We start from the raw sequence: 25919 nt of genomic DNA, 5'->3' as shown, positions 1-25919 counted from the left end.
CTTTTGGCCGCCACGTATGAACGACCTGTGTCGATTCTGCCTCACCGTACGGTCCCCGGCTGCCGTGGCCGCTCACTCCCGCAGATCCACCAGGAGCGGAGGCGCGTGTTCGCCCTTCACGTTCGTCAGCGACAGCACCGCGTGGCCCGCGGGCACCGCGTGCGCCAGCTCGGACGCCGACCAGCGCTCCCGCTCGACCTGCCGGACGGTGACCGCGCGCGCGGTGGGCGCCTTGCCGGTGATCGCCCGCCGCAGCGCGTGCACGGCCTTGCCGGCCGGGCTCTCGGCGATGATCTGCCGGTCGGTGACGTCGCGCGCCTCGGTCCACTCCTTGCCCCACACCTCGGCGAAGTCCTGCCCGTCCCACGGGGTCACGCCGGACAGCGCCATGCGGCAGCCGGTGGCGCCGAGCAGCGGGCCGCGCAGCGGCCGGGGCACGTCGTCCAGGGTGCGCAGGGTGAGCAGCACGCCGGCGTTGGCCGACCGCAGCCGCTGGATGCCGCGCACGGACTCGGGGGTGATCACGCCGGTGGCGTCGTCCAGCACGAGGCAGGCGAACAGGGAGCGGTCCTCGCGCACCGTGACGCTCGCGGTGAACTGGGCGAGGACCAGCCGGGCCAGCATCCGCGAGGCGTCGGCGTGGCCCCGTTCGGGCAGGTCCACGCGCACCCGGACCGGGTGGTCGAGCGCCTTGAGGGTGAACGGCCGGGACTCCCCCGAGGTGTCGAAGAACCCGGCGAAGGCGGGCCGGTCCAGCAGCGCCACCCGGTCGGCGAGGATCCCGCCCACGTCACCGGGGTGCCCCATCTGCCGCTCCCGCGCGTCGAGTTCACGCAGCAGCGACTCCTGGCCCGCCGCCTCGAGGCCCTGGCGCAGGGCGGCCAGCGGCGCGGGGGCGCCGTCGAGCAGCTGCCGCAGCTCCGGCACCGACGGGAACCGGCCGTGCACCGCGCGGAACGGCCCGAGGAGCTGGGCGAGGACGGTGGTGGAGCGGCGGCTGTCGCTGCCGGGGTGCGGGTCCGCGAGGTCGCCGACGAGCGCCTCGGCGAGCACGGCGGCGGCCTCGTCGGGGTCGGTGGTGCCGCCGTACAGGTCGAGGTCGTACACGGAGTCGGGGCTGCCGATGCGGACGACGACGTCGTAGGCGTCGGACGGGCCGAGGCCCGCGCCGGCCGCGCCGACCACCACCACGGCGGTCCGCCCGGCGAGCGCCTGGAGGCACAGCGACTCGGCGACCGGCCGGACCACGCCGCCGGTCTTGCCGGACCCGGCCGGTCCGACCGCGAGCAGCGACGTGCCGAGCAGGTCGGTGCCGAGGGCGAGGCCGGTGCCGCGGTAGGCGTAGGGGTTGCGCGGGTCGTCGGCGGTGGTGCCGAGCCGCACCTGCCCGGTGAGCAGGTCGTGGCGGGCCTGCCGGACGGGCAGGTCGCGGGCGCCGGAGGGGTGCAGGCAGGCGGCGGCGCCGTCCTTGAGCACCGCCCCGGTGAAGGTGGCGAGGCTGTGCCGGCCGGTGCGCACGCCCTGCCAGGCACGGGCGATCCGGGCGTGGTCGACGTCCCGCATCAGTCCGGCGCGGGCGTCGGAGGCGAGCCGGTCGGCGGCGTCCGCCGCTCCGGCGGCGCGCAGCGCGGGCCAGGCGGCCGGGTCCTCCTCGGGGGCGGGCGGGCGTTCGTCGCGGGCGGGGCCGCGGCGCCAGGCGGGCGGGCCGTAGCGGCGCCAGATCTCGCCCCAGCGGCCGAGCCGGCCCACGCCGACCATGATGATCCCGGCGACGAGGACGTAGTAGGCGTAGACGACCACGACGGAGGCGAAGCTGTGCGGCTCGGCCCAGGAGTCGGGGATCATCGCGTACAGCGGCAGCAGCCACCAGCCGCCGAGGTAGCCGTTCCACAGCAGCGACCAGATCAGCCAGCCGACGAGGAACGCGATCAGCGCGCCGCTGAACAGCTGGCGGCCGGGGATGCGCTCCGGCTCCTCCTCGGGGCGGGGCCGGTGGCCGAACCGCCAGATGCCGGGGAGCGTCTCCGGGCGGGCGGTGCGCAGCCAGGCGAGGAACGCGGAGCCGTCCGGGGGCGGCGGCATGCCCGGCGCGTGCGCGGGGCGCGGTGGCGCCGCCGGCACCTGAGGTGGTCCCGCCGGGCGCGGCACGGGGCCCGCCTGCGTGCCCCGCGCGTCCTGGGTACCCTCGCTGTCCATCGCCCCTGCCCCCTGAGCAGCCGCCTCGTCCGCCTGTCGACACGTCAATCTAACGCCCCGGCAGGCGCGGTTCACCGATGGCACGGCCGGGGTCCGACTCCGGCCGGAACGCGTCGTCGCGTCGCGTCGGCACGGCCGGTCCCGGGCGGGTATGTCCACCACGGACAACCGGGACCCCCGGACAACGCCCACATGGAGCATGACCAGCCTTCGTGCCCCGCCCTAGCCTGCGAGAAAAGAAGCACCGAGCGTCCGTTTCACCCCCCAGGAGCCCCGCATGACCGCACTTCCGCAGGAGCGCCGCGTCGTCACCGCCATCCCCGGCCCGAAGTCGCAGGAGCTGCAGGCCCGCCGTACCGCCGCGGTCGCGCAGGGCGTGGGCTCCGTGCTGCCCGTGTTCACCGCGCGTGCGGGCGGCGGCATCATCGAGGACGTCGACGGCAACCGTCTGATCGACTTCGGCTCCGGCATCGCCGTGACCTCCGTCGGCGCGTCCGCCGAGGCCGTCGTCCGCCGCGCCTCCGCGCAGCTCGCCGACTTCACCCACACCTGTTTCATGGTCACGCCGTACGAGGGCTACGTGGCCGTCGCCGAGGCGCTCGCCGAGCTGACGCCGGGCGACCACGCGAAGAAGTCCGCGCTGTTCAACAGCGGCGCCGAGGCCGTCGAGAACGCCGTCAAGATCGCGCGTGCGTACACCAAGCGGCAGGCGGTCGTCGTGTTCGACCACGGCTACCACGGCCGTACGAACCTCACCATGGCGCTGACCGCGAAGAACATGCCGTACAAGCACGGCTTCGGCCCGTTCGCGCCCGAGGTGTACCGCGTCCCGGTCGCCTACGGCTACCGCTGGCCGACCGGCCCGGAGAACGCGGGCCCGGAGGCCGCCGCGCAGGCGATCGACCAGATGTCCAAGCAGGTCGGCGCCGAGAACATCGCCGCGATCATCATCGAGCCGGTGCTCGGCGAGGGCGGCTTCATCGAGCCGGCCAAGGGCTTCCTGCCCGCGATCAGCGAGTTCGCCAAGGACAACGGCATCGTCTTCGTCGCCGACGAGATCCAGTCCGGCTTCTGCCGCACCGGCCAGTGGTTCGCGTGCGAGGACGAGGGCATCGTCCCCGACCTGATCACCACGGCGAAGGGCATCGCGGGCGGTCTGCCGCTGGCCGCGGTCACCGGCCGCGCGGAGATCATGGACGCCGCGCACTCCGGCGGCCTGGGCGGCACCTACGGCGGCAACCCGGTCGCCTGCGCGGGTGCGCTCGGCGCGATCGAGACGATGAAGGAGCTCGACCTCAACGCCAGGGCGAAGCGGATCGAGGAGGTCATGAAGGGCCGCCTCACCGCCATGGCCGAGAAGTTCGACATCGTCGGCGACGTCCGGGGCCGCGGCGCGATGATCGCGATCGAGCTGGTCAAGGACCGCGCCACCAAGGAGCCGAACCCTCAGGCGACGGCCGCGCTGGCGAAGGCCTGCCACCAGGAAGGCCTGCTGGTCCTGACCTGTGGCACCTACGGCAACGTGCTGCGCTTCCTGCCGCCGCTCGTCATCGGCGAGGACCTGCTGAACGAGGGCCTCGACATCATCGAGCAGGCGTTCACCCGGATCTGATCCGGTCCTCACCGGGGCCTGAGCCGGTCCTTCGTCCGGACCTGATCCGGCCTTGATCCCGGCCGCCTCCGGCCCGGCACGGCGTCGGATCGCGCATCGGGGCAGGTGGGCCGCCCGGACCCCCTGTCCCGGCCGTCCGGATCCGGACAGCGGCAGAGCGTGTGAAGAACGTGTGCGAGGTGGATGACAGGAGCCCGTGTGCCCTGTCGCGGGGCCACCCCCTGCCGTAGGTTTCTACCCGGATGAGAGATACACCCCGTCCACAGGGGACTGTGGGCGGTTCAGGCCGGGGCCTCCCCAGCTTCGACCTGGTCGTGCCTCGCGCACACAACCGGGGCCCGCGGGCCTCGGGTCTCCTCACGATCGGACGGTCGCCCGCCCCAGACCCCCCGGGGCGCGCGACGTTCCGATCCGGACGGCCGTCCGGGCACCACATACGGCAAGCCGTTCCCCGGAGGGCCGGCGCACACCCCCCCCCTTTGTGCCGGCCCTCCGGTGTGTCCGCCCCGCCCGCCTGCGAAGCTGTCCCGCATGCTGCTGCTGGTCGTGCCGCTCCTGCTCTTCTCGCTGATCACCTGGCAGGTCCTCGCCGACGGTCCGCTGCTGGACCTCGACGCACGGCTCAGCGACGCGCTGGTCCGACCCGACCGGGCCTCCGAGCTGCTCTCCGACCTCGGCAACGCCCAGGTCGCCCTGCCCGTCCTGGCGGTCGCGCTGGCCGTCACGGCGTGGCGGCTGCGCGCCACAGGTGTGGACCGCTGGTGGCTACCGCCCGCGGCCGGGGCGGCGGCCATGGTCCTGGTCCCCGTCCTGGTGGTCCCGCTGAAGGCGTGGACGGACCGCCCGGGCACCCCCGCCGTCCCTCCGGCGACCGGCTACTACCCGTCCGGCCACACCGCCACGGCGGTCGTCGCGTACGGCGCGGCGACCCTGCTGCTCCTTCCGCTGCTCGGGTCGCCGGCCGTACGGCGCGCTCTGGTGGCGCTGTGCGCGCTGCTGATCCTGGGCGCGTCCTACGGGCTGGTGCGCCGGGGCTACCACTGGCCGCTGGACGTGGCGGGCAGCTGGTGCCTCGGCGCGGCGCTGCTCGTGGGACTGGCGCCGGTCAGCCGAAGTAGCCGTCGAAGGTCCGCTGGAACTCCCAGCCGCCGAAGCGGTCCCAGTTGATCGACCAGGTCATCAGGCCGCGCAGCTCCGGCCAGGTGCCATGGGTGGCGTAACTGCCGCAGTTGACGCGCTTCGTCAGGCAGTCGAGGGTCTTGGTGACCTCGGCCGGGGACACGTGGCCGTTGCCGGCGTTGGCGGTGGCCGGCATGCCGATGGCGACCTGGTCGGGCCGGAGCGGCGGGAAGACGTTGTTCGCGTCGCCGGCGACCGGGAAGCCGGTGAGCAGCATGTCGGTCATCGCGATGTGGAAGTCGGCGCCGCCCATCGAGTGGTACTGGTTGTCCAGGCCCATGATCGGGCCGGAGTTGTAGTCCTGGACGTGCAGCAGGGTCAGGTCGTCGCGCAGGGCGTGGATCACGGGGAGGTAGGCGCCCGCCCGCGGGTCCTGGCCGCCCCACTTGCCGGTGCCGTAGTACTGGTAGCCGAGCTGGACGAAGAACGTCTCCGGGGCCATGGTCAGCACGAAGTCGTCGCCGTACTTGGCCTTGAGGGTCTTCAGCGCCGAGATCAGGTTGACGATCACCGGGGTCTTCGGGTTCTTGAAGTCGGTGTCGTCGGCGTCGAGGGACAGCGAGTGGCCCTCGAAGTCGATGTCCAGGCCGTCGAGTCCGTACTCGTCGATGATCTTCGAGACGGAGGAGACGAACGTGTCGCGGGCGGCGGTGCTGGTGAGCTGGACCTGGCCGTTCTGTCCGCCGATGGAGATCAGCACCTTCTTCCCGGCCGCCTGCTTGGCCTTGATCGCCGCCTTGAACTCGGCGTCGCTCTCCACGCCGGGGCACTCCGCGGCCGGGCAGCGCTCGAAGCGGATGTCGCCCGAGGTGACCGAGGTCGGCTCGCCGAAGGCCAGGTCGATGACGTCCCAGCTGTCGGGGACGTCGGCGAGCCGGGTGTAGCCGGAGCCGTTGGCGAAGCTGGCGTGCAGGTAGCCGACCAGGGCGTGGGCCGGGAGACCGGAGTCGCCGCCGCCGGAGTCGGGTGTCGAGGTCGTCGCCGTGACGGTGGCCGAACGGGCCGACTCCCCCGCGTCGTTGAGGGCGGCCACCTGGAAGGCGTACGCCGTCGAGGGGGACAGCCCGGTGACGGTGGCCGACGTCCCGGTCACCGTCCGCACCTTGGTGCCGTCGCGGTAGACGGCGTAGCCGGTGGCGCCGGACACGGGTGACCAGGACAGGGAGACGCTGGTGGAGGTCACCCCGGAGGCCCGCAGGCCGGTGGGCGGGGCGGGCGGCTGGTTGGTCTCGCCGCCGCCGGGGCCGACCAGGGTGATGTCGTCGGCGTGGTAGGCGCCGGTGCCGTACCAGCCGTGGGTGTAGATGGTGACGCGGGTGGTGGCGGGGCCGGTGCGGAAGGTGGTGGTGAGCTGCTGCCAGGCGGGGGCGGACTGGGTCCAGGTGGAGACGTCGGTGGTGCCGGTGCCTTCGGCGCCCAGGTAGACGTAGCTGCCCTGGACGTGACCGGTGAGCGTGTACTGGGAGTCCGGCTGCACGGTGACGGTCTGCGCGCAGCGGGCGTTGTCGGCGCCGGCCGGGGTCGCCTTCAGCGCCGAAGTGCCGCTGTGCACAGGCGAGTTCACGGTCGTGCCGGCGGTACAGCTCCAGCCGTCGAGGCCGGACTCGAAGCCGCCGTTGCGGGCGAGGTCCGCGTCGGCCGCGCGGGCGGCCGACGACAGCGCGGCCGTGCCGGTGGCGGCGAGGGCGGTGGCGGTGAGCAGCGCCGTCAGGGGCCGGCGCGCGAAAGGTCTGGGGCGGTCCACAAGTGCCTCCGGGCATGGGGGATTTGGAGGGCGGAGCGCGCTCAATTTGGTCCAGACCAATTCGGTTGTCAAGCCCCCGCGTGGCTCAGCGCGGCTCAGCTGTCGAAGCCGAGGCCCAGCCGGTCCATCGTGCGCAGCCACAGGTTCCGTCGGCCCTGGTGGGCGTCCGCCCTGGCCAGCGCCCACTTGGTGAGGGCGATGCCGGTCCAGGCGAACGGCTCCGGCGGGAACGGCAGCGGCTTGCTGCGCACCATCTCCAGCTCCGTGCGCTCGGTCCGCTCCCCCGCCAGCAGGTCCAGCATCACCTCCGCGCCGAACCGCGTCGCGCCCACGCCGAGCCCCGTGTAGCCCGCCGCGTACGCCACCCGCCCCGCGTGGGCCGTGCCGAAGAACGCCGAGAAGCGGGAGCAGGTGTCGATCGCGCCGCCCCAGGCGTGGGTGAAGCGCACGCCCTCCAGCTGCGGGAAGCAGGTGAAGAAGTGCCCGGCGAGCCTGGCGTACGTCTCCGGCCGGTCGTCGTACTCGGCGCGCACCCGGCCGCCGTACGGGTAGACCGCGTCGTAGCCGCCCCACAGGATGCGGTTGTCGGCGGAGAGCCGGAAGTAGTGGAACTGGTTGGCGCTGTCGCCGAGCCCCTGGCGGTTCCTCCAGCCGACGGACGCGAGCTGGGCGTCGGTGAGCGGCTCCGTCATCAGCGCGTAGTCGTAGACGGGGACGGTGTACGGGCGGACCCGGCGGACCAGGCTGGGGAAGACGTTGGTGCCGAGCGCGACCCGGCGGGCGCGGACCGCGCCGTACGGGGTGCGCACCGCCATGCCGGCCCCGTACCGCTTGAGGGTGAGCGCGGGGGTGTGCTCGTACACGCGCACCCCGAGATCGAGGCAGGCCCGCTTCAGGCCCCAGGCGAGCCGGGCCGGGTTGAGCATGGCCACGCCCCGGCGGTCGTGCAGACCGGCGAGGAAGGTGGGCGAGCCGACCTGCTCGCGCACCGCGTGGGCGTCCAGGAACTCGATGCCGTCGGCGAGGCCCCGGGCGGCGATCTCCTCGTACCAGGACCGCAGTTCCCGCGCCTGGTACGGCTCGGTGGCGACGTCGATCTCGCCGGTGCGCTCGAAGTCGCAGTCGATGGAGTGCCGGACCACCGTCTCCTCGATGGCGTCGAGGTTGCGGGCGCCCAGCCGCTCCAGGGTGTGGATCTCGCCCGGCCAGCGGGCGAGCCCGTTGGCCAGGCCGTGGGTGAGGGAGGCGGCGCAGAACCCGCCGTTGCGCCCCGAGGCGGCCCAGCCCACCTCGCGGCCCTCCACCAGCACCACGTCCCGGGACGGGTCACGCTCCTTGGCGATCAGCGCGGTCCACAGTCCGCTGTAGCCGCCGCCCACGACCAGCAGGTCGCAGGTGACCGGGCCGGTCAGGGCCGGCTCGGGGCCGGGGCGGCCGGGGTCGTCCAGCCAGTAGGAGACCGGCCGGGCCTCGGAAAGAGATGTCGTCCAACGGCTCATGGCGCCAGGGGCCATGATGTCAACTCCCTACAGTTCCTCACGGTTCTACAGTGCGTTCATGCCTTCTGCCGGCGGCGGCGGTTGCCGGCGGCCATGGAGACCAGCACCAGCAGCACGGCCACGACGAACATGGCGGTGCCGATGACGTTGATCTGGACGGGCGTGCCGCGCTGTGCGGAGCCCCAGACGAACATCGGGAAGGTGACGGTCGAACCGGCGGTGAAGTTGGTGATGATGAAGTCGTCGAAGGACAGCGCGAAGGCGAGCAGCGCGCCCGCCGCGATGCCGGGGGCGGCGATCGGCAGCGTGACCCGCAGGAACGTCTGCGCCGGGCCGGCGTAGAGGTCCTGCGCGGCCTGTTCCAGACGGGGGTCCATCGACATCACGCGCGCCTTCACGGCGACCACGACGAAGCTCAGGCAGAACATGATGTGGGCGATCAGGATCGTCCAGAAGCCCAGCTCGGCGCCCATGTTGAGGAACAGGGTGAGCAGCGAGGCCGCCATCACCACCTCGGGCATCGCCATCGGCAGGAAGATCAGCGAGTTGACGGCGCCGCGGGCGCGGAAGCGGTAGCGGACCAGCGCGAACGCGATCATCGTGCCGAGCAGCGTGGCGCCGAGGGTGGCCCAGAAGGCGAGCTGCAGGCTGAGGCCGAGCGACTCGCACAGCCCGGAGACGCCGCACGGGTCCCGCCAGGCGTCGGTGGAGAACTGCTGCCACTCGTAGTTGAAGCGTCCCTTGGGACGGTTGAAGGAGAACACCGTGACGACGACGTTCGGCAGCAGGAGGTAGGCCAGCGTCAGCAGACCCGCGATCACGACGACGTTGCGCTTGAACCAATTGACGAAGGCCATCAGACCAGATCCTCCGTGCCGGACTTGCGGATGTGGACCGTGACGACGGCGAGGATCGCGGCCATCAGGATGAACGAGAGCGCCGCGGCCGTCGGGTAGTCCAGGATCCGCAGGAACTGGGACTGGATGACGTTGCCGACCATCCGGGTGTCGGTGGAGCCGAGCAGGTCCGCGTTGATGTAGTCGCCGGACGCGGGGATGAAGGTCAGCAGCGTGCCGGAGACCACGCCCGGCATCGACAGCGGGAAGGTGACCTTGCGGAAGGTGGTCGACGGCTTGGCGTACAGGTCGTGCGCCGCCTCGTGCAGCCGGGGGTCGATCCGTTCCAGCGACGTGTAGAGCGGAAGGATCATGAACGGCAGGAAGTTGTACGTCAGGCCGCACACCACCGCGAGCGGGGTGGCGAGCACCCGGTCGTCGGCCGTCCAGCCGAGGAACGCCGTGACGTCCAGGACGTGCAGCGTGTCCAGGGCGCCGACCACCGGGCCGCCGTCGGCGAGGATCGTCTTCCAGGCGAGGGTGCGGATCAGGAAGCTGGTGAAGAACGGCGCGATCACCAGGATCATGACCAGGTTGCGCCAGCGTCCCGCGCGGAAGGCGATCAGATACGCCAGCGGATAGCCGAGCAGCAGGCACAGCACGGTCGCCGAGGCCGCGTAGAGCACCGAGCGGACGAACTGCGGCCAGTACTCGGACAGCGCGTCCCAGTAGGTCGCGAAATGCCAGGTGACCTTGTAGCCCTCCTCCAGGGAGCCCGTCTGCACGGACGTGGAGGCCTGGTAGATCACCGGCAGCGCGAAGAACACCACGAGCCAGAGCAGACCGGGCAGCAGAAGCAGGTACGGCGTCCAGCGTCCGCGGCGGCGCGGCGGCTTCGCCTCGGGGGCGGGCGGCGCGAGCGGCGGTGGCGCCTCGGTGAGCGTGGCCATCAGGCGACCTCTTCCTCGGCCGCCCCGACGCCGGCGGAGCCGACTGTCCCGGCGAGCAGGGACTGCGCCGCGTCCAGGCCGAAGGTGTGCGCCGGGTTCCAGTGCAGGACGACCTCGGCGCCGGGCGTGAGACGCGGGTCGCGGTCGATGTTCTGCACGTAGACCTCGAACGCGGTGCAGACCGGGCTGTCGATCACGTACTGGGTGGAGACGCCGATGAAGCTGGAGTCGGCTATCCGCCCCGTGATCCGGTTGCGGCCCTCGGGGATCTCCCCGGCCTCGTCGGCGTGGGTGAGGGAGATCTTCTCCGGGCGCACACCGAGAAGCACCTTGCCGCCGGTGCGGGCGGGGGCGCTGTTGCGGGCCTCGGGCAGCACGAGCTTGCCGCCGCCCGCCTTCAGCACGATCTCGGAGCCGGACGCCGAGTCGACCTCGGCCTCGATGAAGTTGGAGGTGCCGAGGAAGTTCGCGACGAAGGTGGTCCGCGGGTTCTCGTACAGGTCGGCGGGGGTGCCGAGCTGCTCGACCCGGCCGGCGTTCATCACCGCGACGCAGTCGGCCATGGTCATGGCCTCCTCCTGGTCGTGGGTGACGTGCACGAAGGTGATGCCGACCTCGGTCTGGATGCGCTTGAGCTCCAGCTGCATCTGGCGGCGCAGCTTCAGGTCCAGGGCGCCGAGCGGCTCGTCGAGGAGCAGCACCTTGGGGTGGTTGATCAGCGCGCGGGCGACGGCGACGCGCTGCTGCTGGCCGCCGGAGAGCTGGTGGGGCTTCTTGCGCGCCTGCTCGCCGAGCTGGACCAGCTCCAGCATCTCCTCGACCTGCTTCTTCACGCTCTTGATGCCGCGCCGGCGCAGGCCGAAGGCGACGTTCTCGTAGATGTCGAGGTGCGGGAAGAGGGCGTAGGACTGGAAGACGGTGTTCACCGGCCGCTTGTACGGCGGCAGCGCGGTGACGTCCTGGTCGCCGAGGTGGACGGTGCCCGCGGTGGGCTCCTCCAGGCCGGCGATCATGCGCAGGGTGGTGGTCTTGCCGCAGCCGGACGCGCCGAGCAGGGCGAAGAAGGAGCCCTGCGGGACGGTCAGGTCGAGCGGGTGCACGGCGGTGAAGTCGCCGTAGGACTTGGTGATCCCGGTGAGGCGGACGTCGCCGCCGCCGGCCGTGGTGGTGTCGTCGGTGGTCTTCATCTCGTCACGCCCCCGTGAGCTTCGCGAACTTGCCCTCGAACGCCGTCTCTTCCTCGGAGCTCAGCGAGCGGAAGGCGCGGGACTTGGCCTGCATGTCCTTGTCGGGGAGGATCAGCGGGTTGTTCGCCGCGTCCTCGTCGAGCTTCGCGAGCTCGTCCTTCACCCCGTCGACCGGACAGACGAAGTTGATGTAGGCGGCGAGCTGGGCGGCCGGCCGCGGCTCGAAGTAGTAGTCGATCAGGCGCTCGGCGTTCGTCTTGTGCCGGGCCTTGTTGGGGATCAGCAGGTTGTCGCTGGAGAGCATGTAGCCGCTGTCCGGGATGACGAAGCCGATGTCCGGGTTGTCGGCCTGGAGCTGGACGACGTCACCGGCCCAGGCGACGCACGCGGCGAGGTCGCCCTTGGCGAGGTCCGCGGTGTAGTCGTTGCCGGTGAAGCGGCGGATCTGGCCCTTGTCGACGGTCTTCTGGAGCCGGGCGAGGGCGGCGTCGTAGTCGTCGGCGCTGAAGGACCGCGGGTCCTTGCCCATGTCGAGCAGCGCCATGCCCATGGTGTCGCGCATCTCGGTGAGCAGCCCGACCCGGCCCTTGAGCTTGGGGTTGTCCAGCAGGTCGGACAGGGTCTTCACCTCGACGCCGTCGAGCGCCTTCCGGTTGTACGCGATGACGGTCGCGATGCCCTGCCAGGGGTAGGAGTAGGCGCGGCCCGGGTCCCAGTCGGGGGTGCGGTACGACGAGGCGACGTTGGCGAAGGCGTGCGGCAGGTGGGAGGCGTCGAGCTTCTGCACCCAGCCGAGGCGGATCAGGCGGGCGGCCAGCCAGTCGGTGAGGACGATGATGTCGCGGCCGGTGTCCTGGCCCGCGGCGAGCTGCGGCTTGATCTTGCCGAAGAACTCGGTGTTGTCGTTGATGTCCTCGGTGTACGTGACCTTGATGCCGGTGCGCCTGGTGAACGCGTCCAGCGTGGGGTGCCGGCGCCCGCTGTCGTCGACGTCCATGTACTCGGTCCAGTTGGAGAAGGTGACGGTCTTCTCCTTCGCCGAGCGGTCCTCCGCGGAGACGCCGCCCTCCTTGTTCCCGGCCGCGGGGATGCCGCAGGCGCTCAGCGCGCCCAGGCCGCCGACCGCGAGGGCGCCGCCCGCCGAGGCGCGCAGCAGGGAACGGCGGGTCAGGGCGGCCCTTCCGTTGCGGAAACTGCGCCGTATCGCGGCCTCCTGGGCCGGCGAGAGGCGGTCGGGCTCGTACTGCTCCATGCGCGTGGTGCCCTTTCGGGAAGTGGCCGCGGGTCGGGCGGCCTGGCTGCTATCGGTCCCCGAAGACGGTGCGGTGCCAGTCCTTGCGGACCACCGCGGTGTTGTCGAACATGACGTGTTTGATCTGGGTGTACTCCTCGAAGGAGTACGCGGACATGTCCTTGCCGAAGCCGGACGCCTTGTAGCCGCCGTGCGGCATCTCGCTGATGATCGGGATGTGGTCGTTGATCCACACGCACCCGGCCTTGATCTCGCGGGTGGCCCGGCCCGTGCGGTACACGTCCCGGCTCCAGGCGGAGGCGGCGAGCCCGTACGGGGTGTCGTTGGCGCGTGCGATGCCCTCGTCGTCGGTGTCGAAGGGCAGGACGACCAGCACCGGCCCGAAGATCTCCGACTGCACGACCTCGCTGTCCTGCGGTGCGCCGGCGATCAGCGTGGGGCGATAGTACGCGCCGCCGGCCAGATCGCCCAGGGGTGTCTCGCCGCCGGTCACCACGCGCGCGTAGGCACGCGCGCGCTCGACGAAACCGGCCACCCGGTCGCGCTGGGCGTGGGAGACCAGCGGGCCGAGGTCGATGCCGGGGGCGAAGGGGTCGCCCAGCCGGACGGTCTCCATCAGGGCGGCGGTGCGCTCGACGAAGGCGTCGTACAGCGGACGCTGCACGTACGCGCGCGTGGCGGCCGTGCAGTCCTGGCCGGTGTTGATGAGCGCGCCCGCGACGGCGCCGTGGACGGCCGCGTCGAGGTCGGCGTCGTCGAACACCACGAAGGGGGCCTTGCCGCCGAGCTCCAGGTGGAGGCGCTTGACGGTGGCGGTGGCGATCTCGGCGACCCGCTTGCCGACGGCGGTGGAGCCGGTGAAGGAGGTCATGGCCACGTCCGGGTGGCCGACCAGGTGCTCGCCGGCCTCCTTGCCGGTGCCGGTGACGATGTTGATCACCCCGTCCGGGAGGCCGGCGTCGTGCGCGGCCTGCGCGAACATCAGCGAGGTGAGCGGGGTCAGCTCGGCGGGCTTCAGCACGATGGTGTTGCCCGCGGCGATCGCCGGGAGGATCTTCCATGCGGCCATCTGGAGCGGGTAGTTCCAGGGGGCGATGGAGCCGACGACACCGATGGGTTCGCGGCGGACGTAGGAGGTGTGGTCGCCCGAGTACTCGCCGGCCGACTGGCCCGCGAGGTGGCGGGCGGCGCCGGCGAAGAAGGCGATGTTGTCGACGGTGCCCGGCACGTCGAACTCGCGGGTCAGCTTCAGCGGCTTGCCGCACTGGAGCGACTCGGCGCGGGCGAAGTCCTCCGCCCGCTCGGCGACCACGGCGGCGAACCGGTGCAGGGCGTCGGAACGCTCGCCGGGCGTGGCGCCCGCCCAGGCGGGGAACGCCTCCCGCGCGGCGGCGACGGCCGCGTCGACGTCGTCGGCGCCGGCGAGGTCGTAGGTGTACACCTGGGCGCCGGTGGCCGGGTCCACCACGGAGTGTGTGCGTCCCGAGGTGCCCTTGGCCGGACGGCCCGCGATGAACTGGGCACCGTCCGCGAACCGTTCGGCGGCCGGGAAGCGGTCCTGCGGGGTGCTGCCGGGTTCCTGCATGTCGCTCTCCTCCGTGTCCCCGAGGGGGGCGGCGTGGCCTGAGCTCGATTTGAGTGCCGATCCTGACAGAGCGGAGGCACTCCAACAAGTGATTCCGTTGTTGCCTTTTGATTACGCGACGAAATCTGTCGACCAGGTGTCGAGCGGCGACGGAAAAGGAGGGACGGAGTGTCAGTGGCGCCTGCGAGACTGCTGCGCGCACCGAACGACAGGGGGGTGATGGGCGTGGCGGGCACCGCGGGGACGGTGGCGTCCCGGGAGGCGCTGATCGAGGCGGTCCGGGCCGGGGAGCGGGTGAAGTACCTGCACTTCTGGGGGCACAGGCCGCTGCCCGACGGACGGATCGGACCGAGCTGCCTGAGCCAGTGGTGGCCGTCCCCGTTCACCGTCGACGGCGTGGAGTACGCGACCGCCGAGCACTGGATGATGGCGGCCAAGGCCCGCCTCTTCGGCGACGCGGAGGCCGAGCGCCGCGTCCTGGCCGCGGAGCACCCCGCCGAGGCGAAGAAGGCGGGACGTCTCGTCCGGGACTTCGACGAGGAGACCTGGCAACGGGAGCGGTTCGGGATCGTGGTGTCGGGCAGCGAGCACAAGTTCGCAGCTCACGGTGAGCTGCGGTCTTTCCTTCTGAACACGGGCGACCGCGTCCTGGTCGAGGCCAGCCCCGTCGACCGCGTCTGGGGCATAGGCCTGGCGGCCGACACGGAGGCGGCCCACGACCCGACCCGCTGGCGCGGCCCGAATCTGCTGGGCTTCGCGCTGATGGAGGCGCGGAGGCGGTTGCGGGAGGCGGGGTAGGGGCACGGGCGGTGACTCACCGCCGCCAACTGCGGGCCCCGCGCCGCACCTCCCTCCGTACGGCCACCGGGGTGCCGGGCACTGTCGCACGCCGGGTGCGGGCCGCACGGTGGCTGGCCGCGCAGTTCCCCGCGCCCCCGCCGCCTGCGGGCAGTCGTGCCGCTAAGGGCGGCACGGGTGGGCGCAGGCGGCACCCCTCAGCGGGCCTGCGCCTCACCCCCGTACGGCCACCGAGGTGCCGGGCACTGTTGCACGCCGAGTGCAGGCCGCACGGTGGCTGGCCGCGCAGTTCCCCGCGCCCCTTAAGGCGCCTGCCGCCTGCGGGCAGTCGTGCCGCTGGGGCGGCACGGGTGGGCGCAGGCGGCACCCCTCCAGCGGGCCCGCGCCACACCCCCGTACGGCCACCGCGGTGCCGGGGACTGTCGCACGCCGGGTGCGGGCCGCACGGGGCCGGTCGCGCAGTTCCCCGCGCCCCTTACGGGGCGACCGGCGGCCAGCCCCACAGCTCAGGTGACCAGGACGATGATGCCGAAGGCAAGAGCCAGCGCACTGCCCACCGCCCCGCAGATCACCCCCGCCAGAGCCTGCCCCCCGTTCGTCGCCTCGCCGCGGTTCGCCTTGCCGCGCCCGATCGCCCCGAAGATCACCGCGAGCAGACCCAGCACGATGGCCACCGGCCACAGGCAGAAGGCGGCTGCCGCGATGATCCCGAGGACCAGGGAAGCGACCCCCATGCCGTTGCTCGGCAGGGGGGCCGCTGCCCCGGCCCAGCCGCCGGGATGGCCCGGGGCGGGCGCGCCCGCGTACCCCGCGTGCGGGTAGCCATAAGGGACCTGCCCCGGCCCCTCCGGGCCGATCGGCGGCGGCGGTACGGCCGCCCCCGCGGGCCCCGCCCAGGCACCGCCGTACGCGCCGGGTACCGGCGTGACGGGAGGCGGGGCCGTGTGCGAGGCCGCCGGAAAGGACGTCACCGTCTGCTGGTCGTGCACCGCGGACGCGCCGTACGCCGGCCCGTCGTGCACAGTGGGCGACGACCACGGCGCGGGCTGTCCCGCCACCACGGTCTCGCCCGGGCCGCCGGAGGCCCGCGGGGGGTCACCGGGCAGCGCCCAGGGATCGGCCGGAGGCGTACCGGCCGCGGGCGTACCGGCCGCGCCCCGCGCCCCGCCCGCCGCCGCACCACCCGTCTCGGTGGTCCGCGCGTCCACCAGCGAACCGTCCAGCGGGGCCACGTGCGGCGCCCCGCCGTCGGCCGGCGCCGGCCACACCTCAGGGGTGGACGAACCCCCTGAAGGCGTTGCGTCCCCCGTGCGGTCCCCGGCCCCCGGTGCCGGTGCCTCGTCGGACATGCGCTGCGACCCCCTTGCTCGGACGGACCGTCATGCTACGGCCCACGCACCTCCCGCGTACGCCCGGCCTACGATGATCCCCGCACCGCCGATCAGCCGATCACCCGCGTCCCGCCGCGAACCGGACGGGGACGCCGTTCCCGGGGAGGAACCTTGACCGACCGCCACGCCACCGCGGCCACCGCCGGACAGGTCCGTGACCTGCACGCCTTCATCGCCGGACTGCCCAAGGCCGAACTGCACGTGCACCACGTCGGCTCCGCCTCCCCCCGTATCGTGTCGGAGCTGGCCGCCCGGCACCCCGACTCGAAGGTCCCCACCGACCCCGAGGCCCTCGCCGACTACTTCACCTTCACGGACTTCGCGCACTTCATCGAGGTGTACCTGTCCGTCGTCGACCTGATCCGCACCCCCGAGGACGTGCGGCTGCTGACGTACGAGCTGGCCCGTGAGCTGGCCCGGCAGCAGGTGCGGTACGCCGAGCTGACCATCACCCCGTTCTCCTCCACCCGGCGTGGGATCGACGAGCGCGCCTTCATGGACGCGATCGAGGACGCCCGCAAGGCGGCCGAGAGCGAGCTGGGCACCGTACTGCGCTGGTGCTTCGACATCCCGGGCGAGGCCGGCCTCGAGGCGGCCGAGGAGACCACGCGGCTCGCGACCGACGACCGGCTGCGCCCGGAGGGCCTGGTCTCCTTCGGGCTGGGCGGCCCCGAGATCGGCGTGCCGCGCCCGCAGTTCAAGCCGTACTTCGACCGGGCCGTCGCGGCCGGGCTGCGCTCGGTGCCGCACGCGGGCGAGACCACGGGACCGGAGACGATCTGGGACGCGCTGAACGAGCTGGGCGCCGAGCGCATCGGCCACGGCACCAGCGCCGCCCAGGACCCGAAGCTGCTGGAGCACCTCGCCGAGCGGCGCATCCCGCTGGAGGTGTGCCCGACGTCGAACATCGCCACCCGCGCGGTCGCCACCCTGGACGAGCACCCCGTCAAGGAGTTCACCCGGGCCGGCGTGCTGGTGACGATCAACTCCGACGACCCGCCGATGTTCGGCACCGACCTCTGCAACGAGTACGCGGTCGCCGCCCGGCTGCTGGACCTCGACGAGCGGGGCCTCGCCGCTCTCGCGAAGAACGCGGTCGAGGCGTCGTTCCTGGACCCGGCCGGCAAGGCGCGGCTGGCGGCCGAGATCGACACGTACACCTCCTCCTGGCTCGCCTCCTGACCACGGCCGCCCCCTGACCACGCTCCCTCCTGACCACCCCGGCTCCCCTCCTGACCACCCCGCGAAGGGCACCATGCAGAACGTGACGGCCGTGGCCCACCGCGGCGACCCCTACCGCGTCCGGGAGAACACCCTGGCGTCGCTGCGCTCCGCGGTCCGGCGGGGCGCGGACGCGGTCGAGATCGACGTGCGGCTCACCCGGGACGGCGTCCCGGTGCTGCTGCACGACGCGACGCTCGGCCGCCTGTGGGACCACGACCGTCCCCTCGCGTCCCTCACCTGGGACGAGGTGCGCGAGGTGACGGACGGCGGGGTGCCCGCACTCGCCGACGCGCTGGCGGCGACCGAGGGCAGCAGGGTGATGATCGACCTGCCCGGCGCCCCGGGCGAGCGCGCCGTGCGCCGGATCGTGGACGTCGTCCGGGAGCGGGGCGCCGAGGACCGCGTGTACTACTGCGCGGGCGCCCCCGCCATGCTGGCCGTGCGGGCGGTGGACCCGGACGCGGAGATCGCGCTCACCCACACCTCCACCGCGCCGCCGCGCGCCGGGCTGCTGGAGGTGGTCCGGCCGCGCTGGCTCAACTACCGCTTCAGCCTGGTGGACCGGGCGCTCGCGGACCGCGTGCACCGCGACGGCTGTCTGCTGTCCGTGTGGACGCCGGACACCCGCCGCTCCATGCGCCGCCTGCTGGCCGCGGGCGTGGACTCGATCACCACGAACCGCATCGACGTCCTGTGCGCGCTGCGCGACCGCGCCCCCTCATGACGTCCGGCGCGCCGGGCGACCGCGCCCCCTCATGACGTCCGGCGCGCCGAGCCGAGCAGCCGGCGCGCCACGACGTGCGACGCGATTGTGGCCGCCCCCGCGGCGGCCAGGCCGGCCACCGCGTCACGGGGCCGGGCGGGACGCAGCACACCGGCCCTCCGCAACCGGCCCCGCGCCCACAGCGTGAACGGGACGACGACCAGCGGCGACGTCAGGGAGCCGGGGGTGTAGCCGCGTACGGCCGCGGCCTGGGCCATGTGGATCACGCCGTGCAGTCCGAAGCCGGTCAACGCGCCCTGGTAGAGGCCGGAACGCCCTCCGGTCAGCCGCCCGGCGGCGGACGCGGCGCCGACGACGGCCCCCATCACGCCCACGGCGGCGGCGAATTCGGCCGCGTCCACGGTCTCGGCCCGCCGCCACACCCGCTCCGGCACCTGCGGGAACCGCGTCCGCAGTTCCGGTACGTTGCGCCTCAGCCACCCCGGCACGGTGACCAGTTCCTCGAGATCGTGCAGGGCCCACGCGCCCAGGAGTCCCCATGTGACGGCCCCGCCCACCCGTTCGCCCTTCATGGGCCCGACCCTACTGAGCGGGGACGGCGACGGCCCTCGGAACGGCCGCCTCCGTGAGCGCCTCAAGGCGCTTGATCCTCTTCCTGACGAGGTACAGCGGGATCGCGCCGAACACGCCGAACGCCATGTCGATGACGCTCCACCAGAAGGGGATGCCGCGCACCGGCCCGCAGATCAGGGCGAGCGGGACGACGCCGGCGCAGGCGATGAGGCCGAACTCCACGACCCAGATGTTGCGTACCGGGTCCCGGTAGGGGCCGAGGAAGGCGACCGCGATGACGAGGTGGGCGAAGGCCAGCCAGTCGGTGCCGTAGAGCAGGAAGGGGTGCTCGGCGTCGGCGGTGTCGAGCCCGTCCCGTACGCGCTCGATCCACTCCATGAGGCCGGGGAGGTGCTCGGGTGCCCCGAGGGTCCGCAACGCCTCCTCGGTCCAGCGCAGTTCGTGCACCAGCGGGAAGGCAGTGGCCCCGCTGAGCACCAGACAGACGACGAAGAACACCAGCCAGACGCGAATGCCCTTGAGCAGGGCGGCTCTGTCGCTCATGACAGGAGCGTACGCCCAGAGTTGAACATGTTCAAAACCGAGGAACGGCGGGTCCCGGACACACGTCGGCCCCGGACCGGTGCGGTGCACCGTCCGGGGCCGACGATCCGCGCGTCAGTCCTCCAGCGAGGTCATCACGTGCTTGATCCGCGTGTAGTCGTCGAAGCCGTAGGCCGACAGGTCCTTGCCGTAGCCCGACTTCTTGAAGCCGCCGTGCGGCATCTCCGCGACCAGCGGGATGTGGGTGTTGATCCACACGCAGCCGAAGTCCAGCTTCTTCGACATCCGCATCGCGCGGGCGTGGTCCTTGGTCCACACCGACGACGCCAGCGCGTACTCCACGCCGTTGGCGTATGCGACGGCCTGGTCCTCGTCCGTGAAGGACTGGACGGTGATGACCGGGCCGAAGACCTCCTTCTGGACGATCTCGTCGTCCTGCTCGAGGCCGGAGACGACGGTCGGGGCGTAGAAGTAGCCCTGGTCGCCGACCCGCTTGCCGCCGGCCTCGACGCGCGCGTGCGCGGGCAGCCGCTCGATGAAGCCCTCGACCTGCGCGAGCTGGCTGGGGTTGTTGAGCGGGCCGTAGAGGACGTCCTCGTCGTCGGGCATGCCCGTCTTGATGTCGGAGGCGGCCTTGGCGAGCGCCCGCACGAACTCGTCGTGCACGGACTCGTGCACCAGCACGCGCGTGGCGGCCGTGCAGTCCTGGCCGGCGTTGAAGTAGCCGGCCTCGGAGATGCCCGCGACCGCCTTGGCGATGTCGACGTCCTCGAAGACCACGACCGGGGCCTTGCCCCCCAGCTCCAGGTGGACCCGCTTGAGGTCCTTGGACGCGGACTCGGCGACCGCCATGCCCGCGCGCACCGAGCCGGTGATGGAGGCCATCGCCGGGGTCGGGTGCTCGACCATCAGGCGGCCGGTCTCACGGTCGCCGCAGACGACGTTGAAGACGCCCTTGGGGAGGATGGAGCCGAGGATCTCGGCGATCAGGACGGTGGAGGCGGGGGTGGTGTCCGACGGCTTGAGGACGACCGTGTTGCCCGCGGCGATCGCCGGGGCGAACTTCCACACGGCCATCATCATCGGGTAGTTCCAGGGCGCCACCTGGGCGCAGACGCCGACCGGCTCACGGCGTACGAAGGAGGTCAGACCCTCCATGTACTCGCCGGCGCCCTTGCCCTCGAGCATCCGCGCCGCGCCCGCGAAGAAGCGGATCTGGTCCACCATCGGCGGGATCTCCTCGGTGCGGGTCAGCCCGGTCGGCTTGCCCGTGTTCTCCACCTCGGCGGCGATCAGTTCCTCGGCGCGCTCCTCGAAGGCGTCCGCGATCCTCAGCAGCGCCTTCTGCCGCTCGGCCGGGGTGGTGTCGCGCCAGCCGGGGAAGGCCTCGGCGGCGGCGGCCATCGCGGCGTCGACGTCCGCGGCACCGGACAGCGGAGCCGTCGCGTACGCCTCGCCGGTCGCGGGATTGACCACCTCGGTGGTCCGTCCGTCGGCGGCGTCCCGGAACTCACCGCCGATGTAGTTGCGCAGACGACGCAGCTCGGTGCTCACTGCAGGCCCTCCTGGTGTTCCTCGTGGGTGCCCGAGGTGTCGGGTGTGTACGGGTGCGAGGTGTCCAACCTCTGAGACACCCACCCTAGACGGACCGCTGACGTTTTCAACACCCCCACTCCCTCCGCATCTGCGAAATCCGCAAGCATCGACTCCGTCAACAACGGATTTCATCGATCGCGCCTTGCGAAACTGTCGATACGTCGTGCACAGTGGCCCCGTGGCCAGTCGAAGCGCAGACCCCAAGGACTCCCGCGAGTCCAGAAACGGCGGCGTACCGCAGTTGGACGCCGTCTCCCTCGCCATCATCGAGCAGCTCCAGGAGGACGGCCGCCGGCCGTACGCCGCGATCGGCAAGGCCGTGGGCCTGTCGGAGGCGGCCGTGCGCCAGCGGGTGCAGAAGCTGCTCGACCAGGGCGTGATGCAGATCGTCGCCGTCACGGACCCGCTCACCGTGGGCTTCCGCCGGCAGGCGATGGTCGGCGTCAACGTCGAGGGGGACGTGGAGGCCGTCGCCGACGCGCTGGCCGCGATGTCCGAGTGCGAGTACGTGGTGATGACCGCCGGATCCTTCGACCTGATGGTCGAGATCGTCTGCGAGGACGACGACCACCTGCTGGAGGTCATCAACAAACGCATCCGGGCCGTGCCCGGCGTGCGCTCCACCGAGAGTTTCGTCTACCTCAAGCTCAAGAAGCAGACCTACATGTGGGGAACCCGATAACCGTGAGCACCGACACCCCCAAGGACCTCAGCAAGTCCGCGTACGACCACCTGTGGATGCACTTCACCCGCATGTCGTCGTACGAGAACGCGCCCGTCCCCACCATCGTCCGCGGTGAGGGCACCCACATCTACGACGACCGGGGCAGGCGCTACCTCGACGGCCTGGCGGGCCTGTTCGTGGTGCAGGCCGGCCACGGCCGCCAGGAGCTCGCCGAGACCGCCGCCAAGCAGGCGCAGGAGCTGGCGTTCTTCCCGGTGTGGTCCTACGCCCACCCCAAGGCCGTGGAGCTCGCGGAGCGGCTCGCGCACGAGGCCCCGGGCGACCTCAACAAGGTCTTCTTCACCACCGGCGGCGGCGAGGCGGTGGAGACCGCCTGGAAGCTCGCCAAGCAGTACTTCAAGCTCGTCGGCAAGCCGACCAAGTACAAGGTCATCTCCCGCGCGGTCGCCTACCACGGCACCCCGCAGGGCGCCCTGTCCATCACCGGCCTGCCCGCCCTCAAGGCCCCCTTCGAGCCACTGGTGCCGGGCGCGCACAAGGTGCCCAACACCAACATCTACCGGGCGCCGATCCACGGCGACGACCCGGAGGCGTTCGGCCGCTGGGCCGCCGACCAGATCGAGCAGCAGATCCTCTTCGAGGGCCCGGACACCGTCGCCGCGGTCTTCCTGGAGCCCGTGCAGAACGCCGGCGGCTGCTTCCCGCCCCCGCCCGGCTACTTCCAGCGGGTGCGCGAGATCTGCGACACGTACGACGTGCTGCTCGTCTCCGACGAGGTCATCTGCGCCTTCGGCCGCCTCGGCACCACCTTCGCCTGCGACAAGTTCGGCTACGTCCCGGACATGATCACCTGCGCCAAGGGCATGACCTCGGGCTACTCCCCGATCGGCGCGTGCATCGTCTCCGACCGGCTCGCCGAGCCGTTCTACCAGGGCGACAACACCTTCCTGCACGGCTACACCTTCGGCGGCCACCCGGTGTCCGCGGCGGTGGGCATCGCCAACCTCGACCTGTTCGAGCGCGAGGGCCTCAACCAGCACGTCCTCGACAACGAGGGCGCCTTCCGCGCCACCCTGGAGAAGCTGCACGACCTGCCGATCGTCGGCGACGTCCGCGGCAACGGCTTCTTCTACGGCATCGAACTGGTCAAGGACAAGGCGACCAAGGAGTCCTTCGACGCCGACGAGACCGAGCGCGTGCTGTACGGCTTCCTGTCCAAGAAGCTGTTCGAGAACGGCCTGTACTGCCGTGCCGACGACCGCGGCGACCCGGTGATCCAGCTCGCGCCGCCGCTGATCTCGAACCAGGAGACCTTCGACGAGATCGAGCAGATCCTGCGCGCGACCCTCACGGAGGCGTGGACCAAGCTGTAGGCCGACGAGCCGACCGCGGCCGTGGACCGTCGACCGTAGGCCGTCCGAGGTACCGATCTTCTCTTTGAATGATCAACACCGGCCCCGGTGCCGCCCGTTCGAGTGAGAAACGGCGGCCCGGGGCCGCGTGCTGTCCTGCCGCCCGCCACCGCCTGCCTAGCGTGCCAGTGACCGATCGGCCCGCCCTTCGTTCCCCCGGACGGGGGAATTACCCGAAGAGCGCACGGCATTTCCGATCCGAACCGAGGTGTACGCCATGGTGGCCCCACCGGACAACGACGTGCTCTGGGCGCGTGCCCTGCACTTCCGGCACGACGACGGCTCGCCCGGCCTGAGCGGCGTCTCGCTCGGCGTCCGGGAGGGCGAGATCCTCGCCGTCTCAGGCCCGCGCGGCAGCGGCAAGTCGACCCTGCTGCGCTGCCTGTCCGGCCTGGTGCCCGCCGACGACGGCGAGGTCTGGTTCAACAGCGTGCCCGTGCACACCATGGGCCCGGCGGCCCGGGAGCGGCTGCGCCGCGACCGGTTCGGCTGGATCGACCCGGCCCCGGTGCTGGTGCCCGAGCTGAACGTCTGGGAGAACGCCGCGCTGCCCCTCATGCTGCGCGGCACCGGGCGGCGCCGCGCCAAGGCCGCCGCCCTGGAGTGGATGGAACGCCTCGACGTCGGCGACCGGGCGCGCAAGCACCCCGTGGAACTCACGCACGCGGAGCGCCAGCGGGTGTGCATCGCCCGCGCGCTGGCCCCGGCGCCGTCGGTGCTGTTCGCCGACGAGCCGACCGCCCCGCTGCACCGCGTCGACCACGCCCACGTGCTGCGCACGCTCACCACGGCGGCCCGCTCGCACGGCATCACCGTGGTCCTCGCCACCCACGACGCGCGGACCGCCGCCCTCGCCGACCGCACCGTGTCGCTGCTCGACGGGCGGTGCGTGCGGACCGTGCACCTCCCCCCGGTCTCCGGACCGGCCGAGTCGGAAGGCCGGGCGGCGTGCTCGCTCTCCGTCTGAGCCTCGGGGCCCAGCCCGCCGTCCAGGTCCGCCGGCTCCTCGTCACGGGCGCCTCGGCCGGGACGGGCTTCCTGCTGCTGAGCGCCCTCGGGCACGCGCTGACCCACCCGGACCCCGCCGCCTCCGCGCTGCGGCTGGCCTGGTGCACGGCCCCGCTCGCCGCCACGGTCTACCTCGCGGTCGCGGTCGCCCGCACCGATCCGGCGACCCGGCCCCGGCCCGGTCTGTCGGCGGTCGGGCTCGGCCCGGTCAAGCTGATGGCGATCTCCGCGGCGACCACCGCCCTGTCCTGCCTGCTGGGTTCGGCGCTGGCGCTGCTCGTCTTCCTCCAGTTGCGCGGCGACCTGACCGGCATGCCCCTCGACGGGGGCGCGCGGGAGTTCCTGGCCGCCGGGCGTCCCCTGCCGATGCCTGCCGCGCTGACGCTGCTGGCCCTGGTGCCGCTGAGCGCGTCGGCGGCGGCCGCCGTGTCGCTGCGGCCGCGCGAGCCGGTGACGGGCGCGGGCCGGGCGGCACGGACGTACGGCCGGTTCGGCGCCTACCGGCGCTCCCCGGCGCGGGAGTCCTTCGGCGCGTACGGACGGTTCGGGCGCCAGTTCGGGGCCGCCGCGCGCGGACGGCGCACGGCCGTGGAGGCGCCCGCGGAGGAGCAGGACGGCGCACCGGTGGAGCCGGCCGAGGCGACCGGTGCGACCGGGGCGACCGGTGCGACCGGTGCGGAGGCCACCGCCGCCTCCTCCGCCGCCGACGCCTCCCCCGCCGTCGTCCCGCCCCCGGTGCCGACCGCGGCCCCGTCGGGTCTGCCCTGGGGCGTCGCGGTGCTCGCGGTGGGGCTGGCGGTGGAGGCGCTCACCAGCCGTACCGGCACCACGGGCGGACCGGCCGCGTTTCTCGGGCTGGCGCTGACCTCGCTCGGCCTGGCCCTGGTCGGCCCCGGGCTCGCCCACCTGTGCGGGCGGCTGCTCCAGGCGGTGCGGCCGGGCGCGCTGCGGCTGCTGGCCGGGCGGGTGCTGATGACGGAGGCGACGCGCATCGGACGGCCGCTGGGCGTGGTCTGCGCGGTGGTGTCGGCCGCGTACGCGATGGCGTCGCTGCACGACCGGGACGACCCGTCGGCCGGTCCGCTGGTGGTGCTCGGGGTGCTGCTGGTGGCCGGCTGCACGGTGGCGACGCTGCTCACGGCGGCCGTCGAGGCCAAGCAGGCGCACGCGGACACCACCGCCTCGCTGCGCCGGCTGGGGGCGCCCGCGGGGACGCTGCGCCGGGCCGCCGCCCTGCGCGCGGTCGCGCTGCTCGCCCTGTTCGGGCCGCTCACCGTGGCGGTGGCCGAGCTGTCGGCGTGGCCGCTGGGCGGCTGAGCGGCTGAGCGGCTGAGCGGCTGAGCGGAGAAGGCTGCGGGCGGCCGGGCGGGCCGGGCGGAGAAAGTCGAAGAAATTTTCCCCGGACGCGATGAGTTCCGCGCGGGCCTGCGGTCTACCCCCTCGAACGCAACGAACACAGGGAGAGGGCCCCGCCATGTACCAGCAGATGATCTTCGTGAACCTGCCCGTCGAGAACATCGAGGCGTCGCGGGCGTTCTACACGGCGCTCGGCTACTCCATCAACGAGCAGTTCAGCGACGAGTCCACGGCGTCCGTCGTGATCAGCGACACGATCATCGCGATGCTGCTGACGAAGGAGAAGTACGCGCAGTTCACGAAGAAGGAGATCGCGGACGCCCGCAAGACCAGCGCGGTGCTGCTGGCGCTGAGCGCAGAGAGCCGGGAGAAGGTCGACACCCTGGTGGAGAAGGCGCTGGCGGCGGGCGGCTCCGTGGCCGGCGACACCCAGGACCTCGGCTTCATGTACGGCCGCTCCTTCGACGACCTCGACGGCCACACCTGGGAGGTCGTGTGGATGGACCCGGCGGCCGTGGAGGGCTGACGGCGGCCCGGCGCCGTACCGGACGCGGCAGGGGCGGGGTGCT

At 72.5% G+C, this 25919-nt stretch carries 22 protein-coding genes; 10 read left to right on the top strand and 12 right to left on the bottom strand.

All coding sequences use genetic code 11. The annotated features are described in order from the left end of the window. Window positions 1-72: 72 nt before the first annotated feature. On the bottom strand, window positions 73-2196 hold the full coding sequence (locus tag ACFOSY_RS09330; RefSeq protein WP_394306272.1) for an ATP-binding protein: 2124 nt from the start codon (window positions 2194-2196) through the stop codon (window positions 73-75). Window positions 2197-2473: 277 nt separating this feature from the next. Between ACFOSY_RS09330 and gabT the strand changes: the two genes are divergently transcribed. Then, window positions 2474-3808, top strand: a complete 1335-nt coding sequence (gabT, locus tag ACFOSY_RS09325; RefSeq protein ID WP_394306271.1) for a 4-aminobutyrate--2-oxoglutarate transaminase — start codon at window positions 2474-2476, stop codon at window positions 3806-3808. A 531-nt stretch (window positions 3809-4339) separates the two neighbouring features. Beyond that, window positions 4340-4975: a phosphatase PAP2 family protein gene (locus tag ACFOSY_RS09320; protein ID WP_394306270.1), complete on the top strand. Its 636-nt coding sequence runs from the start codon at window positions 4340-4342 to the stop codon at window positions 4973-4975. On the opposite strand, the gene ACFOSY_RS09315 is transcribed toward ACFOSY_RS09320, so the two are convergent. The 7 genes from ACFOSY_RS09315 to ACFOSY_RS09285 form a co-directional block, all read right to left on the bottom strand. Then, window positions 4914-6731 (bottom strand): chitinase, encoded by a 1818-nt coding sequence (locus ACFOSY_RS09315; RefSeq protein WP_394306269.1) that lies wholly within the window; start codon window positions 6729-6731, stop codon window positions 4914-4916. The genes ACFOSY_RS09320 and ACFOSY_RS09315 overlap by 62 nt on opposite strands. 95 nt (window positions 6732-6826) lie before the next feature. Beyond that, window positions 6827-8245 (bottom strand): NAD(P)/FAD-dependent oxidoreductase, encoded by a 1419-nt coding sequence (locus ACFOSY_RS09310; protein ID WP_394306268.1) that lies wholly within the window; start codon window positions 8243-8245, stop codon window positions 6827-6829. Between the two features lie 41 nt (window positions 8246-8286). Next, window positions 8287-9087 (bottom strand): ABC transporter permease, encoded by an 801-nt coding sequence (locus ACFOSY_RS09305; protein WP_394306267.1) that lies wholly within the window; start codon window positions 9085-9087, stop codon window positions 8287-8289. Further along, window positions 9087-10016: an ABC transporter permease gene (locus ACFOSY_RS09300; RefSeq protein ID WP_394306266.1), complete on the bottom strand. Its 930-nt coding sequence runs from the start codon at window positions 10014-10016 to the stop codon at window positions 9087-9089. Before ACFOSY_RS09300 ends, ACFOSY_RS09305 begins: the two co-directional genes overlap by 1 nt. Further along, window positions 10016-11203: an ABC transporter ATP-binding protein gene (locus tag ACFOSY_RS09295; RefSeq protein WP_394306265.1), complete on the bottom strand. Its 1188-nt coding sequence runs from the start codon at window positions 11201-11203 to the stop codon at window positions 10016-10018. Before ACFOSY_RS09295 ends, ACFOSY_RS09300 begins: the two co-directional genes overlap by 1 nt. Before the next feature lie 4 nt (window positions 11204-11207). After that, the gene (locus tag ACFOSY_RS09290; RefSeq protein WP_394306264.1) at window positions 11208-12455 is read right to left on the bottom strand and encodes a polyamine ABC transporter substrate-binding protein; all 1248 of its coding nucleotides are present in this window, start codon (window positions 12453-12455) and stop codon (window positions 11208-11210) included. Between the two features lie 49 nt (window positions 12456-12504). Continuing rightward, window positions 12505-14040 (bottom strand): gamma-aminobutyraldehyde dehydrogenase, encoded by a 1536-nt coding sequence (locus ACFOSY_RS09285; protein WP_394306263.1) that lies wholly within the window; start codon window positions 14038-14040, stop codon window positions 12505-12507. A gap of 219 nt (window positions 14041-14259) precedes the next feature. Here ACFOSY_RS09285 and ACFOSY_RS09280 point away from each other — a divergent pair, with 219 nt between their 5' ends. Further along, on the top strand, window positions 14260-14838 hold the full coding sequence (locus tag ACFOSY_RS09280; RefSeq protein ID WP_394306333.1) for an NADAR family protein: 579 nt from the start codon (window positions 14260-14262) through the stop codon (window positions 14836-14838). A 506-nt stretch (window positions 14839-15344) separates the two neighbouring features. Here ACFOSY_RS09280 and ACFOSY_RS09275 read toward each other — a convergent pair. Continuing rightward, window positions 15345-16070 (bottom strand): DUF4190 domain-containing protein, encoded by a 726-nt coding sequence (locus tag ACFOSY_RS09275; RefSeq protein WP_394306262.1) that lies wholly within the window; start codon window positions 16068-16070, stop codon window positions 15345-15347. A 216-nt stretch (window positions 16071-16286) separates the two neighbouring features. On the opposite strand from ACFOSY_RS09275, the gene ACFOSY_RS09270 reads away from it, so the two are divergent. Beyond that, window positions 16287-17411, top strand: a complete 1125-nt coding sequence (locus tag ACFOSY_RS09270) for an adenosine deaminase (protein WP_394306332.1) — start codon at window positions 16287-16289, stop codon at window positions 17409-17411. Window positions 17412-17484: 73 nt separating this feature from the next. Next, window positions 17485-18177: a glycerophosphodiester phosphodiesterase gene (locus tag ACFOSY_RS09265; protein ID WP_394306261.1), complete on the top strand. Its 693-nt coding sequence runs from the start codon at window positions 17485-17487 to the stop codon at window positions 18175-18177. 29 nt (window positions 18178-18206) lie between these two features. Here ACFOSY_RS09265 and ACFOSY_RS09260 read toward each other — a convergent pair whose 3' ends face one another. From ACFOSY_RS09260 to ACFOSY_RS09250, 3 genes are all read right to left on the bottom strand, one after another. Continuing rightward, the gene (locus ACFOSY_RS09260) at window positions 18207-18749 is read right to left on the bottom strand and encodes an HXXEE domain-containing protein (RefSeq protein ID WP_394306260.1); all 543 of its coding nucleotides are present in this window, start codon (window positions 18747-18749) and stop codon (window positions 18207-18209) included. Window positions 18750-18759: 10 nt separating this feature from the next. After that, a complete protein-coding gene (locus ACFOSY_RS09255; protein ID WP_394306259.1) occupies window positions 18760-19293 on the bottom strand; it encodes a hypothetical protein in 534 nt (177 codons plus the stop codon). Window positions 19294-19407: 114 nt separating this feature from the next. Beyond that, window positions 19408-20847 (bottom strand): gamma-aminobutyraldehyde dehydrogenase, encoded by a 1440-nt coding sequence (locus tag ACFOSY_RS09250; RefSeq protein WP_394306258.1) that lies wholly within the window; start codon window positions 20845-20847, stop codon window positions 19408-19410. Window positions 20848-21052: 205 nt separating this feature from the next. Here ACFOSY_RS09250 and ACFOSY_RS09245 point away from each other — a divergent pair, with 205 nt between their 5' ends. The 5 genes from ACFOSY_RS09245 to ACFOSY_RS09225 all read left to right on the top strand — a co-directional run bounded on the left by ACFOSY_RS09245 (window position 21053) and on the right by ACFOSY_RS09225 (window position 25876). Further along, the gene (locus ACFOSY_RS09245; RefSeq protein ID WP_031023264.1) at window positions 21053-21571 is read left to right on the top strand and encodes an Lrp/AsnC family transcriptional regulator; all 519 of its coding nucleotides are present in this window, start codon (window positions 21053-21055) and stop codon (window positions 21569-21571) included. 2 nt (window positions 21572-21573) lie between these two features. Further along, complete coding sequence (locus tag ACFOSY_RS09240; protein WP_394306257.1) at window positions 21574-22947, top strand: aspartate aminotransferase family protein; 1374 nt, start codon at window positions 21574-21576, stop codon at window positions 22945-22947. A 256-nt stretch (window positions 22948-23203) separates the two neighbouring features. Next, entirely contained in the window at window positions 23204-23953 is a 750-nt protein-coding gene (locus ACFOSY_RS09235; RefSeq protein WP_394306256.1) for an ABC transporter ATP-binding protein, read from the top strand. After that, window positions 23935-25311, top strand: coding sequence for a hypothetical protein (locus ACFOSY_RS09230; RefSeq protein WP_394306255.1), 1377 nt, complete (start codon window positions 23935-23937; stop codon window positions 25309-25311). Before ACFOSY_RS09235 ends, ACFOSY_RS09230 begins: the two co-directional genes overlap by 19 nt. 157 nt (window positions 25312-25468) lie before the next feature. Then, the gene (locus ACFOSY_RS09225; RefSeq protein WP_225655486.1) at window positions 25469-25876 is read left to right on the top strand and encodes a VOC family protein; all 408 of its coding nucleotides are present in this window, start codon (window positions 25469-25471) and stop codon (window positions 25874-25876) included. Window positions 25877-25919: the final 43 nt, after the last annotated feature.

The organism is Streptomyces lusitanus (assembly GCF_042647945.1).
GTDB lineage: Bacteria > Actinomycetota > Actinomycetes > Streptomycetales > Streptomycetaceae > Streptomyces > Streptomyces pseudogriseolus.
Note: the sequence above shows the minus strand (reverse complement) of the source record. Positions and strands in the feature narration are given on the sequence as shown.